This window comes from Streptomyces griseorubiginosus, assembly GCF_001514195.1.
GTDB lineage: Bacteria > Actinomycetota > Actinomycetes > Streptomycetales > Streptomycetaceae > Streptomyces > Streptomyces griseorubiginosus.
Genome location: NZ_KQ948738.1, coordinates 534720 through 551255, shown reverse-complemented (window position 1 = coordinate 551255; position 16536 = coordinate 534720). Strand labels below are relative to the sequence as shown.

The 16536-nt window shown below is 67.0% G+C and carries 5 protein-coding genes and 2 pseudogenes; 4 read left to right on the top strand and 3 right to left on the bottom strand.

The features are described 5' to 3' along the window. Nucleotides 1-145 precede the first annotated feature (145 nt). Nucleotides 146-3355, bottom strand: a complete 3210-nt coding sequence (locus AQJ54_RS25070) for an FG-GAP-like repeat-containing protein (protein WP_062241100.1) — start codon at nt 3353-3355, stop codon at nt 146-148. A gap of 498 nt (nt 3356-3853) precedes the next feature. On the opposite strand from AQJ54_RS25070, the gene AQJ54_RS25065 reads away from it, so the two are divergent. The 3 genes and pseudogenes from AQJ54_RS25065 to AQJ54_RS46410 all read left to right on the top strand — a co-directional run. Further along, complete coding sequence (locus AQJ54_RS25065; protein WP_079070005.1) at nt 3854-10243, top strand: RHS repeat domain-containing protein; 6390 nt, start codon at nt 3854-3856, stop codon at nt 10241-10243. Further along, nucleotides 10240-10656 carry a hypothetical protein gene (locus AQJ54_RS25060; protein WP_062241096.1) on the top strand — a complete coding sequence of 139 codons (417 nt, stop codon included), beginning with the start codon at nt 10240-10242 and terminating at the stop codon, nt 10654-10656. Before AQJ54_RS25065 ends, AQJ54_RS25060 begins: the two co-directional genes overlap by 4 nt. Nucleotides 10657-10678: 22 nt before the next feature. Further along, nucleotides 10679-10870 (top strand): annotated as a pseudogene (locus AQJ54_RS46410) (IS5/IS1182 family transposase); the annotation flags it as partial. Between the two features lie 9 nt (nt 10871-10879). Here AQJ54_RS46410 and AQJ54_RS25055 read toward each other — a convergent pair. After that, nucleotides 10880-11401 (bottom strand): hypothetical protein, encoded by a 522-nt coding sequence (locus tag AQJ54_RS25055; protein ID WP_159055554.1) that lies wholly within the window; start codon nt 11399-11401, stop codon nt 10880-10882. 495 nt (nt 11402-11896) lie between these two features. After that, a pseudogene (locus AQJ54_RS46170) lies at nt 11897-12000 on the bottom strand (IS5/IS1182 family transposase); the annotation flags it as partial. A 491-nt stretch (nt 12001-12491) separates the two neighbouring features. Here AQJ54_RS46170 and AQJ54_RS25050 point away from each other — a divergent pair. After that, nucleotides 12492-16193: a laminin G domain-containing protein gene (locus AQJ54_RS25050; RefSeq protein ID WP_063806455.1), complete on the top strand. Its 3702-nt coding sequence runs from the start codon at nt 12492-12494 to the stop codon at nt 16191-16193. The last annotated feature ends 343 nt before the right edge of the window (nt 16194-16536 follow it).

Here is a 16536-nt window from a genome sequence, read left to right as displayed (position 1 = left end):
GGGCACGTGCTTAGTCAGTATGCGGTTCGACGGACCCGGGATCGTGGCGCCGTCGGTAACGCCGAGGGCGGCGTCTGTGTGGACGTGGCACTGGGAGGAAGATGCTGGCCCGCCGCTCTCCCCCGGGCGGCGGGCCAGTTCCTTTTCAGGCGATGTCGGTGACGGTGTTCCAGAAGGTGTTGGTGCTGACGACATTGTGGGCGCCGAGGGTGTACCCGTTGGAGTCGGGGGACTGGCCCATGTTGGCCCACAGACTGCGGTCTGATCCGGACACGATGACGGTGTACAGGTCGGGCAGGCCGTCGCCGTTCTGGTCGCCCGGGCTGGCTGCCAGGGGGCGGCTCGTCTGTGTGAATGCCCCGGTGGTGATCTGGGTACGCGCACCCAGAGCGATCGTGGTGCCGACACTGATGGGGTACTGGTAGATCTCGCCGGTGTCGTTCTTGCGGGTCCACAGGTCAGCGTGTCCGTCGGCGTTGATGTCGCCGGGCGCGAGGACCGTGTAACCGCTCCAGCCAGAGTCCCCCAGCTTGCGGGCCTCGGTCACCTTCCCCGCGTTCGAGCCCAGGAAGAGCCACAGCTTGGAGTTCTCGACGGTGAGCAGGTCGGGGTCTCCGTCGCCGTCCACGTCGCCGGGCGCGATCAGTTGGGTGACGGCACTCCAGTCGGAGGTGTAGCCGGTGCAGTCGCCTGTCACGCAGGCCGGCCGGGTGATGGCGATGCGGTTGTTCTTCGTGTAATAGCGGTTCCCGTTGCCGGCCAGTCCGCCATCGTTGTTGATGTTGTTGCTGTACAGCCACAGATGGCCGTTCTTGTACGCCCACAGGTCGTCGACCCAGGCTCCGGTGGTGCTGTGAGTGCTGCTGGACCGGTGCGCGATCAGGGTGTCGGCCCAGGTGCTGGTGCCGTCGGCGGCCGTGGGGGCGGCAGCGGCGTCGGCGGCAGTAGCCGGGGCGGCGTGCGTTTCCTGGTCGGTGTGTATCAGGGCGAGGTTGCCGGAAGCGGAGTCGCCGGCCAGCAGATCGGGCCGCCCGTCGTTGTCCACGTCGCCGGGGTGGACGCTGCCGGTCGGGTTCTCCGGCACGTAGAAGTGGTAGGCGACGGGCTGGGACTCGTTGCCCGCTTTGTCGACCGCGGCGACCCAGAGGGTGTTGGTGCCCCAGGCGGTGGGTGTGTAGTGGACGATGCCGATCCATCCGGTCGCGTGGGTTCCCCCGTCGTCTGCGAGGTCCGCAGCTGAGGACGTTGACCAGTCGTAGTGGTCCAGGCCGCTCGCCTTGGCGCCTGTGGGGACGGGGTCGGTGGACGAGAACAGGAAGGTGCCGGCGTCGCCCGCGTGGGCGGTGCCGCTGCCGTCGGCCGGGAAGTCTTCGCTGGTGATGGTCGGTCCGGTGGGAGCGGTCGCGTCGTACCAGAAGTAGCAGTTGTCGGTCTCGGCGGACTGGTCGATCGTGTCGTCGGCGCGGACGTGCCAGCCGTACAGATGGCCGTCCTTGAGGGGATGGGTCGTGGGGCTGACGGTGATGTGGACGGTGCCGCCTGATCCGGAGACCGAGGCGGAGTCGCCGTCGGAGTCGCCGGTGGAGATCAGATTGCTGGCGGTGGCGGTGCCGTCGCCGCCCTTGTCCCAGAAGGCGAACTGCCCGCGGATGTTCTGCTTGTCGCCGTCCGGGTCGGACACGTGCCCGGACAGGGTGACGCCGTTGTTCTTGCCGATCCAGCCGTAGGTGCTGGAGGTGCAGCCGTAGTTCGTGGTGCCGTCGGAGTTCAGTGGCATGGGGCTGGAGGTGGTGGCAGTCGGCGTGTTCGGCGCGGTGTTGTAGTCGATCGTGAGGGTGGCCTCCTTTGCGAAGCGCTTGAAGGCGTCGCGGTTGGTCTCGCTGCCAGTTAGGCGGTATGTGACGGTGCCGTCGCCGTCCGCCGCGACGGATCCAGTCACGTCGAAGGCCTGCTTGGTGTCTCCGGCGCAGCCGTCGTTGTTGGAACCGGTGAAGGCCCGGCTGTCCGTCTGGGTGTATGTGCCGGGCTGGTTGTTCCAGGTGGTGGAGGTGCCGATGTGGGCGACGTTGAGTTCGGTGACCGTGTACTTGGTGCAACTCCAGTCGGCTGAGTAGGTCTGGGTGACGTTGAGCAGTGCCTGGTGGATGTGCTTGTCGCCCATCGTGGTGCCGATGCTGAACTGGTAGTACGTGCGTTCCTTCCCGGTGGGCGAGGTCCAGTCCTGGTCACCGGCGCCGGGGTCGGTGCCGGCGGCGTTGTAGCGGCTGGTGTCCGGATAGGCGGACTGTACGTAGGTGTACGCGGCCGAGTCCTTGGTCACCGATACCCAAGTCGGGTCGATGTAGACGGGGAAGTGGGCCGGGTTGGCGCTGGTGAGCAGGGACTGGTCGGGAGTGAGCTGCACTTGACCGTCCCCGTCGACCGCTACGGCGACCTGGGCCTGCCGGGAGCCGGGAGCCGGGCCGTTACTGAGGTCGTCGGTCTTCGGGCTCGCGTCGGCGGCGGTGGCTCGAATGCCTGATGTCTGGGCGTCGGTTGTGAAGGCGGCGCTCTTGACGGTCTTGGTCGCGGTGGCGGTCGCTGAGTCGGTTGCGGATGTCGTGCCGGTGCCCGGCGACGAGTCCCACATCAGCGGGGCTGGCGCGTGGAAGACTTCCGCGCCGGTCGTGGTGTCCGTGGCGGTGAGGTTGCCGGCATGGTCGGCGGCCACGGTGACGCCCGTCCCTATGGTGGTCAGCGCGAGGTGGGCCAAGGCGGGATTTGCGGCTGCGGCCGCGGTTTTCACGACGAGGACTTCGGCGAAGCCGCCCTGGTCGTCTGCGGTGACCTTGAGATCGATGTCCGGGAGGACATTCGTGTACAGCGCGCTGTCGCCGGTCACGGTCGGTGCCGGTAGCGCGGTGGGCCAAAAGACGGACAGTTGTCTGCCGCCGTTGTCCAGCGTGGCCAGTGGGGCGGTGCCGCCTGCGGAGAGAGTCAGGCCGGTCGTTGACGCGGCGGGGGAGTAGCCGCCGTCACCGTTGAGGCGCAGTGTGGCGTCCAACGGGACCCAGGAGCCGTCGTGTTGGACCCGCTCGGGCTCGGAGCTGATCTCCTGGGTGAAGGTGCCGTCGGGTTGTGCGGTCAGGGTGCTGGTGGGGGTCGTCGCGGAGTCCACCGGGACGGGGTGACCGGTCTCCGAGGCCTGGGCCGCTGCAGTGTCCTCGGCCTGCTGGACGGCTGCCGTAGTGGTGGTCGGGGCGGTGTCCGCCCGGGCGGCCGCCACCGGAACGAGCAGCGCGGCGGCAACGGCGGTGGCGGCGACCAGGGCGGGCGATCGTCTGCGGAGGCGTCTGGGCAGGGAGGAGTGGATCATGCGTCCTCGTCTCGGAAGGCGGCCCGGAGTTGGGCGCGAGCGGCTGCGTACGTTAGTGCGAATCTCGCTCGCTATGCAGAGTCGTTTGCGGACCTATGGGCCTTCGCAGATCTGAGCAAGAGGATCGGATCAGAGTTAACTTCCCCAAATCCGCTTGATTCGCCTGCCCGGCAGAAGCGGAATCCTGTCCTCCAGAGATGATCTTCAGGGCAGACCATGTCCTTTTCTTGGGAGAGCCGAGCCCTTGACGTGGATACATTGCGGCGGCTGTCTTGAATCGGTGTGGCATCTGTGGGGGGATCTGTGAGGCTGCGGCAACGTGTTGGTCTGGTCGGCGCCATACGCGTCGGAGTGGTCGGCCTGGTGTCCGTGGCTCTGGCTGCCGGTGGGGCGACGGCATCGAGCGCAGCCACGGATCAGGCCAGGAAGCCGGATCTGTGGTCGCCCTTCTCGCTACCCTCCACGCCGTCGGTCGACGTCACGAACGGGGCATCCGACGTGCCGGCCCGCGCCAAGACCGTCATGGCCAAGTCGCCCCGCATGAAGACGTTCCGTCCCACGGCTCCGCACTGGCCCGCGGCCATCTCCGCCAAGGTGAACCTGTCGGGCGGTTCCGGCCATGCGACCGGCACCCCGGTCACGCTGGGGAAGCCCGGCATGCTCGACAAGGGGCTGCTGCCGCGTACGAAGACGGCAACGCACGCCATCGACCGGGCCGTTACGGCCGGCTCCTTCAAGGTCAGCGTGGCGAGTCGTCCCGCCAGCGCAAAGGCCGGTGTCCAGGGCCTGCTCGTCTCCCTGACCCGAACGGACCGCGCGGACGGGTCGGACGCGACATCTGGCGCGAGCCGGCTCTCGATGGCGCTCGACTACGGTTCGGTCAAGGACGCCTACGGTGGCGACTACGCCTCCCGCCTCCGACTGGTACGCCTGCCTGCCTGCGCCCTGACGACTCCCGCCAAGCCGTCGTGCCGCACCCAAGTCCCGGTCACGGCCTCGGCCAACGACCTGACCGGACACCGTCTGGTCGGCGAGATAGCGCTCTCGGCCACGCCCGCGGCCACCCCGAGTGCGATGAGCGCGGCCGGCACCATGGTGCTGGCCGCGACCGCGGCCCCTGCTGGTACATCGGGCACCTACGCCGCCACCTCGCTCTCCCCGTCGGGCAGCTGGAGCTCCTCAGGGAACACCGGCGCGTTCACGTACTCCTATCCGGTCACCGTCCCCGAGTCGGTCGGTGGCGACGCCCCACAGGTGGCCCTGTCGTACAACTCCGCGTCCGTGGATGGCCGGACATCGGCGACGAACAACCAGGCCTCATGGGTCGGCGACGGCTGGGAGTACAGCACCGGTTTCATCGAGCGCTCATACCGTGGCTGTGCCGACGACGGCCAGTCGGGCGACAATGACGAGTGCTGGGCCGGGGACAACGCCACCTTGTCACTTGCCGGGCACTCCGGGGAGCTGGTACCGGCGGGCTCGGGCAAGTGGCGGCTCGCTGACGACGACGGTTCGCTCGTCGAGGAACTCTCCGGAGCGAGCAACGGCCTGAACAATGGAACCTACTGGCGGCTGACCACCGACGACGGTACCCAGTATTACTTCGGTGCCGACCACCTGCCCACCGCCGCCGGCGGTGACGGCACCGACGCCACGACCAACTCCGCCTGGGGCGTGCCGGTGTACGGCAACGGTTCCGGCGAGCCCTGCCACGCTTCCACCTTCGCAGCCTCGTCGTGCACTCAAGGATGGCGGTGGAACCTGGACTTCACCGTCGATCCCCACCACAACATCATCGTCGACGGCTACAAAGCGGAGACCAACTACTACGGTGCCGGCAGCGCGCACACCCTGACGAAGTACACCCGGGGCGGCTATCCGGCCACGATCTCCTACGGTCAGCAGGTTGCCGACTACGTCGCCAAGGCCACCCCCGCCGCGCAGATCGTGTTCACCGCCGCCCAGCGGTGCGACGGGCTGAGTGGTGTCGACTGCTCTTTGGCTCCCACTGCCTCGACCGCCGCGCACTGGCCGGACGTGCCGTTCGACGAGAACTGCGCCTCCTCAGGGACGTGCACTAACTACACCCCCACGTTCTGGTCGACGATGCGGCTGTCGAAGATCACGACGAAGGTCTGGGACGAGTCGCTGACCACTCCCGCCTGGTCGACCGTCGACACGTACACCCTCGGCCAGACCTACCCGGACCCCGATGACGGCACCAAGCCGGCGATGTGGCTGTCCACTGTCCAGCACACCGGCTCCGACACGCGGGGCGGAGGCAGTGCGATCAGCCTCCCGGCGTTGACCCTCCAGGGACAGGCCACGCTGCCCAACCGGGTGGACGGCCTGGAGGAACCGCAGAACGTCCCGCCGATCAACCGCTACCGGCTCCTGTCGCTTACCACGGAGACCGGCGACAACATCGCGGTCACCTACAAGCCGAGTTCATGCTCGCGCACCAGCCCTCCGACCGAAGACGCGGACACTCAGCCGTGCTATCCGGTCCGCTGGACCCCACCGGGCTACAGCAGCCCGATCCTCGACTGGTTCTACACCTACCCGGTGGCGGAGGTGGACGAGAACGACATCTCCGCCACCGGGTCGCCCTCGCTCGTCACGACCTACAGCTATCTGGGCGGCGCCGCCTGGCACCGAGACGACAGCGAGCTGACGGTCGCCAAGTACCGCACCTGGGGCGACTTCCGGGGCTATGAGCAAGTCGTCACCCACAGCGGCAAGTCCCCGGACCCGATCACCGAGACCAGCACGCACTACCTGCGCGGCATGGACAGCGACACCACCGCGTCCGGCTCCACCACCTCGGTCAAGGTCACCGACTATGTCGGCAACATCCTCACCGACGACGACGCCCTTTCCGGATTCGCCTACGAGACCTCGCAGTACACCCAGGACTCGGGCTCCGGCGGCACAGTCGAGTCGCAGACGGTCGATCACCCCTGGCTGTCGGCCGTCACAGCCACCCACGCTCGCGGAAGCGGGCTGCCCGACCAGGTGGCCCGGTTCTCCGACATCGACCGGACCTACACACGGCAGAAGAAGGCCGACGGCAGCTGGCGTACCTCCGAGACGACCACGGCGTTCGACGGCACCACCGGGCTGGCGACGCAGGTCGACGACAAGGGTGAAGTGGACTCCTCAGGCACCCCCGTCGTAGGTGCCGGCACCCCGGAGAAGTGCACGACGACCCGGTACGCCTCGGACGCCTCGCGCAACATGCGCTCCTATCCCTCCGAGGTGATCACCGAGGCCGGCGGATGCGTCAGCACTCCGGACGCGCACACCCTTGCCGACATCCGAACCTGGTACGACAAGGGGGCCACCGACACCGTCCCCGGCCCCGGCGATGCCACCAGCACCCAGAAGGCCAAGGACTTCGCCGCCGACGGCACGATCGAGTGGGCAACCGCGGCCACCGCGGGCTACGACGCATACGGCAGAGTGACCTCCACCTCCGACCCGCTTGGCCGTGCCACCACAACGACGTACAGCGACAGCAGCAGCACGGCGGCGACCAAAAAGAAGTACCTGCCGGTCACCATCGTGACCACGAACGCCAAGAAGTGGCCGACGACGACCACCTTCGACGCGGGCCGCCAGCTGCCGCTGCTGACCACCGACTCCAACAACCGCGTCACCACGGAGACCTACGACGGACTCGGCCGTCTGACTCAAGTCTGGCTCCCCGACCACACGCAGTCCGCCAACACGTCCACCCCGAACTACAAGTTCACCTACACCGTCTCCAAAACCGCCCCCACAGTGGTGGAGAGCCAGAACTACCGCGATGGCGGCGACTACGGCGCCGACTTCCGGATCTACGACGCTATGCTGCGCCTGCGACAGGAGCAGGCGACCCCGCTGGACGACTCGACGGGACGTCTGATCACGGACACGTCCTATGACTCCCACGGCTGGACGACCAGCAACGACGCCGCCTACTACAACAGCGCCTCGGCGCCGACCGGCACCTTCGTCACGCCGGTCATCGCCCAGGTCCCGGCCAACGCCCGCACGACCTACGACGGCCAGGGCCGCGCTACCGCCAGCTCCTTGTACTCCCTGGGTACCCAGCAGTGGAAGACGACGACCGCCTACCCAGGTGCCGACCGGACCGACGTCACACCCCCGAGCGGCGGCACCCCCTCCACCACGCTCACAGACGCGCGCGGCCACACCACCGAACTTCGCCAATACCACGGAGCCACCCCTACCGGCACCTACGACAAGACCCTCTTCACTTACGACTCCGCCGGCCGCGATGTCACCAAGACCGGACCCCTGGACGCCGCCGCCTCCACGACCGACGCTGCCGCCAAGTCCCTCACCTGGACGACCGGTTACGACCTGCTCGGCGACATCACCAGCCAGTCCGACCCCGACACCGGAACGACCCCGAACACCTACGACGACGACGGCGAACTGACCGAGACAGTCGACGCGCGGCCGAACGGTGCCGGCGCCGTCAGCACGGCCTACGACGCCCTCGGCCGGGTCACCGACACCTACGGCTGGGACGCCGCCACCGGCAGCAGCATCCATCTGACCCACCGGGACTACGACACCCTTGCCAAGGGCGAGCTGACCGACGCGATCGCCTATGAGGCCGGCAAGGCGGTCTACACCGACACCGTGTCCGGATACACCACCGCCTACAAGCCGACCGGTGCGACCATCTCGATCCCCGCCGGGGCCTTCACCAACACTGCGGCGATCTCATACACCACCAAGAACACCTACACCCCGGTACAGGAACTCCTCGACACCTCCGCCATCAGCACCACCGGCACCGGCGGCCTGATCCCGGACGAGACCCTCGGCTTCGGCTACAACGGCGTGGGCATGCCCGTCACCAGCGGCGGCGCCGACACCTACACCTCGTGGATCAACTACAGCCCGTTCGGCCAGGCCACCCGCGCCACCATGGGCGTCAAGCCGCTCCAGGTGGTGACCACCAACTCCTGGGAACCGGCCACCGGACGACTGCTCACCCACACCGTGAACAAGGAGGACGCCACCGCGGCCGTCGACACCGTCGGCTACACCTACGACCAGTCCGGACGGATCACCTCGACCAGCGACGTCCAGGACACCGGCGGCACGGCCAACACCGACACCCAGTGCTACGCCTACGACTACCTCTCCCGACTCACCGACGTCTGGACCGACACCGGCGCCACCCACACCGCCGCCTCACCGACCGTCAACGGAATCGGCGGCTGCGACGACACCAACCCCTCCACGGCCCACCTCGGCGGCCCGGCCCCCTACTGGCAGTCGTACGGCTACGACCTGACCGGCAACCGCACCAGCCGCACCGACCACGACCCGTCGGGCGACACCAGCAAGAACGTCACCACCGACGAGGCCTACGACACGGCCGGCCACGCCCACGGCGTCCACACGGTGAGCACGGGAACGAGCACCCGCGCCTACGCATACGACGCCGCCGGCAACCCGACCACCACGAGCACCACCTCCGCCGGCCAGGATCAGCCCAGCAAGGCCCAGTCGTTCACCTGGAACGCCAGGGGCCAGCTCGCCAGCCTCACCACCGGCCCGGCCACCGCTCCCGTCCACACCAGCGGCTACCACTATGACGCCGACGGCGGCTTGCTGGCCCGCACCGATGACGGTACGACCACGGTCTACCTCGGGATGGATGAGATCACGTTCACCGCCGGGACGGCCGCTTCCGCGGCCCGCTACTACAAGCTGGGCTCGGCGCCCACCGCTGTCCGCGTGGCCAAGGCCGGAACCAGTGGCACCCGGCTGAGCTACCAGACTGCCGATCCTCACGGCACGGCCACCGACGACATCACCGCCGACACCCTTACCGTGACCCGGCGTCTGTTCACCCCGTTCGGCGAGTCACGCGACGCCTCGTCCGCAGCCTGGCCCGGTGACCACGGATTCGTGGGCGGCACCCAGGACCCGACCACGGGTCTGACCAACCTCGGTGCCCGTGAGTACGATCCGGCCCTCGGTCGCTTCCTCGACCCCGACCCGCTGCTGGACGCCGGTGATCCGCAGCAGTGGAACGGCTACTCCTACAGCGACGACGACCCCGTCAACGCCTCAGACCCCACCGGCAGACACCTGCTCTGCGGAAACGACGACCCGGACCACGTCCCCTGCCCCAAGCCACCGAAGCCCAGTACCGAGAAGCCTTCTTCGAGCGACGACGACAGCGGCCCCAAGCGGACGACGACGATCGGGAACGTCACGGTCTCCGGCACCTCCCAGCAGATCGCCAAGCTCAAGAAGCTCTACCGGAAGCTGTACCGGGGTAACGCCTCGGTCCCGCTCGAATGGAACACGGCCGAGGACGGCGACTACCTGGTTCCGCAGGCCGTCCGCAGCTCCTATGCCGACCTCGTGACCTGGGAAGCCGTCTGCCGTAAGCCCGGTATGTGCGGGAAGCTGCTGAGCAGCACCGTGAAGATGGCCGCTGACGGCATGCGCAAGGCCGTGGACAAGAGCATCCATGGCTGGAAGTGCTTTGTCTTCGCCTGGGGCTGCGGAAACGTCCCTACAGCGGCTGCCGCCTATGTGCCGAGATACGTCTACCGCGGCGCCTCGGGGACTTATCAGAGCCTGACACCCCGGCCTGACGACGTCGAGGGCCTGAGTTCATGGGACACTCGGAATCGGATAAACGGCAAGGTCCAGATCATCGACACCCAGAAGCTGGGCGACGATCTGGAAGCGGTACCGGACGGCGGCGGCCATGTCTCCATCCGCCCGAAGGACATGAGCCAGATGGAAGGCTGGATAGCCTCACGCGCAACGGCGAACGACAGTCCGCATCCGTTCACCGAAATGGTGAAGGACGCCATCATCGACGCCTCGGAGATCGCCGAATGAACACCGCTGACCTGACTGAACTGATCCTGCCAAGGCTCGACGCCTCGACCGCCACCCTTTCCGCACGACTGCGGTCCGACGGACTGGAAGCGAAGCGCGAACTGGGCCACTACACTTCCAGGCGGCTTGCCCTGTGCGCCTACGCTTCCTTCGATGATGGGGCGGAGGAGGGCACTATCGACCTGATGCTGGAGGTCACCGAGCGGGGCGACGGTGGCTCGATCGCCCTGGGTATCTACCGCGAATCCGGAAGGATCATCATCGAGGCTCCGCCCATCGAGGTCCCAGGGGAATTCACGGCAGCCGTCTCCGCGGAAGTCATGGACGAGTTCGACACCCTGATCGACCAGGCGTACGCCCTGATCGTCTCGGAGATCCGTGGGACTTCCGCAGGTCATTCGGACGCACAGTAACGACGAATACTGCAGAAGAGTGCTGATCGCCCGACGCGGCGTCGCCCATGGATCCGGACTGGGCACGGTGCGCTGGGTGCGAGCGCACCTCGCCTGGCTACATCAGTTCAAACGGCTCCCTATCTGCTACGAACGACGTGGTGATCTACATCAGAGCCTGCTCGAACTCGCCTGCAGCCTTATATGCCGCCGCCGCCTCCGAACCTCATTCTGAAACGATTAGTTAGCGCGGGGAGGGACTCGGCGGCTTGGTGCAGGTCGACGTGGCGCTCAGCGCGAGGGCGCCAGCGGCCGAAGAGTGCTTATCTGCCGACCCGCCCGGAAGGGGGCCGACACCTGTGATGGCCTCCCAGCCGCCAGACTCCAGGAAGGTGGCGCCTTCGGCATCCACGTCGCCGCGCAGGCGCCATCCGCGCTCCTTGAGGCGGCTAATTACGCGCAGCAGGTCCTTCTCGCCGGGCTCGGTTCGGGAGAAGGCGGTGGAATACGCGACGCATTCACGTTTCATGGGGTCCTTGGCCACGGTCAATCCCAGGTCGAAGGACTTGGTGGCGTAGCGGAAGTCGCTGATCACCTCGTCCCGGGTCTTTGCTGCCGGGGACGGCGAGGCCGCGAGTCCGGCGGAGGCGGAGGCCGCGGAGCGCGACTCCGGTGCGGCAGTCGGGTCCATGCTCTCCTGGCAGGCCGTGGCGAGCAGTACGGCCGCCACGGCCACCGCGGTCCGGGCATGCCGGAATCTGTTCAAGTCTTCCCCCCAAGGAATGGTCCGGCGCTGGGAGCCGGGCAGCACCACATCCTGCCATGGACATGATTCTGTGTTCGAGGAGTCGGTGGCTCACACCCGATGAGTTCCGACCGCTGCTGCCGTCCATACCCGCAGGAGGCGGTCACACCCCTTGAAAGCATGGATCTGGGATGTCTGATGCGAGAAGTGGACGACGCGCGGGTCACGGTGACAAGGGGGCATGGCACGTACGACATCGGTGAGGTAGCCGGTGGCGCGGATGGAACGTGCGTGGCTGAGGATGGTGACGGCGCGCTGGCCGGGCGAGGACCTGGCTCCAGCCCCACGACCGCGAACCCGACGGCCTCTACACCAACAGCGCTACCTCCGAAGCACGGTCGACCCCGCACTCTTGAGCCCCGGGGCAGGGGCTACACGACCGAAGGCTCCGAATGCGGCCCGCCTTCTGCCGCTTTGCAGGAACTCGGCGTACGGCTCCTGCTGTCATCGGCGTGACGCAAGGCTGTCGTGCTTGCGCAGGTACACCAGGGCGCATTGAGCACGCTCGTGCGGCGGGAGCTTGCCCCAGCGGTCATCCTCTCGGGGGTGGCGATGAACATGATGACCCACTCGACCAGCGCGTGCAGGAGGTCGCCTGGGGCATGGAGAATCAATCAACAGGGCGTCTGCGCCGATGAGGTGAGACGTCGAGCACCACCCGCAACGGCGCAGGGGCCTTGTGCGTTACACCCTGCGTCCGGTCGCCCGAGCAGTGCCTGCGCCGAAATGGGTCGCTGGGCCAGTCCACACGACGGGTCGTGGCCTGCGTGGACACGAAAAGCGTGCTGAACTACGTCCAAAAATGTGCGCCTCTCGATCTTGACGGCAAGCATGTCACCGGTGGCAGACCGCTCCTTGCCCCAATACGTGGTCAATCGCCAGGTCTCGCTAGCCGATTCGGCGCTGCATTTTCAGCTACCGCTATTTACTTGACACTTACCAGTTCATGGCATCTGATTTGCCCACCTGTGTGAAGCGTGTGAACAAGGGGTGGGGAATGGGCAACGGGGGACTGTGGCGGCCGCATGCCGTCAGACGGAGACGCGCCAGGATGGTCTCGCTGACGGCGTTCGCCATGCTGGTGACAACCCCCGGCCTGGCGCCGTCCCTTGCCGCCCCGCCGGCTGCAGCGGTCGAGCGCAGCGTCCTGTCGGAGACCGAACAGGCACAGCTGGCCGCGAAGGAGTCTGGTGAGCCGGTCGAAGTGCTCGGCGAACGGACCGAGCGGGAGACTGTCTTCGCCAACCCCGACGGCGAAACGTTCACGTTGGACAAGTCGATCGCTCCGGTGCGGGTGGAACAACCCGGGGGTGGATGGGTGAAGCCGGATGCGACGTTGGTCAAGCGTGCGGACGGGTCCGTGGGACCCAAGGCCGCCGCGGTCGACCTGTCCTTCTCTCCCGGTGGTGACGGCGAAGGTCTCGTGACAATCGGCGAGGACGGGCAGTCGGTCAGTCTGGGGTGGCCGGGGCCGCTGCCCGAGCCCCGTCTGGAGGGACAGCGGGCCGTCTACGAGAACGTGCTCCCGAATGTGAACCTGATCCTGACGGCCACGGTGGAGGGCTTCCGGCAGGTTCTGGAGGTCGAGACTCTGGAGGCAGCGAAGAGTCCTGAACTGGCTTCGCTCAAGTACTCGATGGCCGCCGACGGACTGAATGTCCGTGAGGGCGCGGCCGGCAGTATGGAAGCGGCGGATGGCAACGGCCAGGTCGTGTTCCGCTCACCCTCGGCACGAATGTGGAACTCCGCAGGTGCACGCATGGGCGTCGCGGTGGCAAGGGGGGTCAGCCCGCAGAGTCGTTCAGTGACGGCGATCCAGGCTTCGTCCTCCGAGGAGGAACGCCCCGCCGGTCCGATCGACGAAGGCGATCCGCTATCCGGTCCCGGCATGGGTGACGAAGCGGCGGTCATGGATGTCGATGTCAGCGCTTCTTCGGTGGTCGTCACTCCGGACACGGGATTGATCGCCAGCACGACCGCCGCTGAACTTCCGCTCTACATCGACCCTTCCATTGACCTGGGCGACTCCGAGCGCACCGTTCTGTCCTCCGACGGCGACGTGTTCTACAACTTCTCCGGCGGCGACAACGGCATGAGCGTGGGCCGCTGCGGATCAGCAGTGATCGGCGGTTACCTCTACTCCTGCACCACCGGCAGTGCTTACACCAACCGCATGTACTTCGAGTTCACGCCGGGCAAGCTGAAGGGCAAGCACGTCCTGTCCGCTCAGTTCGAGATCACCGAGACATGGTCGTTCTCGTGCGACCCGCGCTGGGTGGACCTGGAACGCACCAACGGCATCTCTTCCTCCTCCAAGTGGCCGGGCCCCCGCGGACCGAAGTCCGACGGCTCCTGGGACCAGATGAGCGACCGGAATGTGTCCGCAGGCCGCGGCGGGAATTGCACCCCGTCACAACCGCGGGCGCCCATCACCTTCAAGGACAACACCAAGGAAGAGCCGGACGAGAATCTCACCCCGACCGTCAAGGCGTTCGCGGACGGCAAGTTCTCCACCCTCACCCTGATGCTGATGGCGAAGGACGAGTCGGACCCGATCGCATGGAAGCGGTTCGACGACGACGCGACGATCCAGGTCACCTACGTCGGCAAGCCAGCCACCCCGACCGCGTACGGGCTGGACACCGGAACGGCTGAGATCTGCTCGAAGGAATCGGCGCCCACGATGTGGACGGACCCGACACCGAATCTCGCGGCGACCGCGCAGACGGCATCGGGCGGGGAGGCCGACCAGTCGCTGCGAGTGTACTTCGACGTCGACGTCAAGAACGCCGACGGGACCTGGTCGGATGCCAAGGAGCCGGTCTCCGGTTCGGAGAGTCCGCCGACCGGCTACGCGCGGGACGGGGCCGCCCAGAACAAGATCTGGGACGCCACGCTGGCGGACAATAAGCAGTACCGATACCGGGCCGCGACCAGCACCTACTACAACAAAGGGGCTTCCAAGCTGAGCAGCGGCTGGACGCCGTACTGCTACTTCACTGTGGACAGCACGGCGCCCAAGCCCCCGAGCATCAAGTTCGATTCCGTCTACAGTCCGTGTCTGCCGGGTTCCTGCACTGTTGCGGGCAAGCCGAATGTCGCGGGAATGGTCACGTTCGGACCGGCGGACGGAGACGTCAACGCCGCCTACCGGTACAAGCTGTCTACAGACAGCACGTGGCGTGCCTGGAAGAATGGGCTGACGCTCACTGAGTCGATCAGTCCGGTCGACTCCGGTACCGTCACTTTGACCGTTCAGGCGCGGGACGCGGCCGGTCTACCCGGTGGCGAGAACGCCGTTCGTTTCCTGGTCGGTGAGAGTGATGGCCCGATCGGCTGGTGGACGTTCAACGAGGGGTCCGGCGCCGCCGTGGACGTCTCCGCATCCACGCCGGCCTACCGCGACGACGCGACGATCAGCGCAGGCACACGCGTGATCACCGGCCGTCGCGGTGTCGTCACGGAGAACGGGGCAACAGGCGAGGACAAGGCGCTGAACCTGGGCGGTCAGGGCTACGCCGCCACGCCCGGGAAACTGTTGGAGACCCAGGCGTCGTACACGGTGGCCGCATGGGTCCGGCTCGCGGCCACAGGGACCACGCAGACAGTACTGGGCCAGAACGGTGTCAACAGCAGCCCCTTCTTCCTCGGATACTGCGCCGGCACCAATCGTTGGTGCTTGCGTCTGGCGGACGCCGACACCTCCACGACGGCGCTGGACAACCAGCGTGTCGACTCTCTGGAAGCACCGCAGACCAAGGTGTGGACCCATCTGGCTGCCGTCGTGGACACGAGTGCCGGCGGGAAGTCCCTCACCCTGTACGTCAACGGCGTCAAGCAGGGCAATGACGCCCTCACCACAGGCGGCTGGTCGGCGGACGGCGCCTTCCAGATCGGCCGGGTGAAGTCGAAGGGCACCTTCGGCGAGTACTTCACCGGCGACATCGACGAGGTGAAGGTATGGCAGGAGGTCAAGAACGAGGCCCAGCTGGCGAAGGAGGCGGCACTCAAGGACGCCGACAACAAAGCGCTCATGGAACTGGTGGCGCGCTATAAACCTGATGGCGCCCAGGGCGCTTCATTGCCGGACCTGAGTGAGTACGGAAACCCACTCAGCCTGTCCGGCGGCGCTTCGCTGGACGGTGAGGCACTCGTCCTCGACGGCACGGGCGCGGCAACCCTCTCCCGTCCTGTCGTGGCCGACACCGGCTCGTTCACTGCGGCGACGAAGGTGGCCGTCTCGACGAAGGATCTGCTCAGTAAACCTGATGGCTACCGGGCTCAGGTGCTCGGACAGCGGACGGCGAACGGATCGTCCTGGAGCCTTTGGGTGGAGAAGACCGGAACAGTCCCCGAACCGGTGGTCGATAGCGAAGGCAACCCGGTCTACGACGACGAGGGAAATCCGGTCACCAAACCGGAGCCGACGGCTCGCTGGCACTTCGGGCGCCTGACGGCGGACGGCTCCGGCACATCCGTGGTCAGCAAGGAAGATGCCGTCCTGAACTCCGAGGTGGCTCTCGTGGGGGCCTACGACGCACAGACGCGCACCATCACTCTCTACGTCGGGAGCGATGCCCAAAGTCCCCCTCAGGCCTACACGGCCTCGGTCGGCAGCGGTGAGTTCGCTGCTGGCAAGGGCTGGACGAACAGTGCCTGGAGTCACTACTTGTCCGGCCGGATCACCGATATCCGCCTGTGGGCGGGCGCGGTGAAGGACGTCGACCAGGTGGAGACCGTCGTCGGTTTCTGATCCTGCGTTCACCGTCCTGCTCCCACCACACGCACCGGCCGTCCCTTTCCCATGGAGTGCTTGCTGTGTCCTCTGCTCTGTTCCGTCTCCGCTTTCGTGGCCGGCGCACGGCACTGACCGTGCTGCTCGCCGCCGTCATGTCAGTGCCTGCGCCTCTCACCCCGCTTGCTGTGGCTGCCGAGTTGCCGGGGCGCCCGGATGTACCCCAGGTCAAGCCCACCCGGGTGGTGGAGGTGACCTCGCCCAAGGCCGCAGCGGCTCGCAGCATGGTGGCTCGGCAACGGAAGGCCAACCAGCGCCTGTTCGACTCGGCGCGTGCTGAGCGCCGCAGCACCTGGCCCAG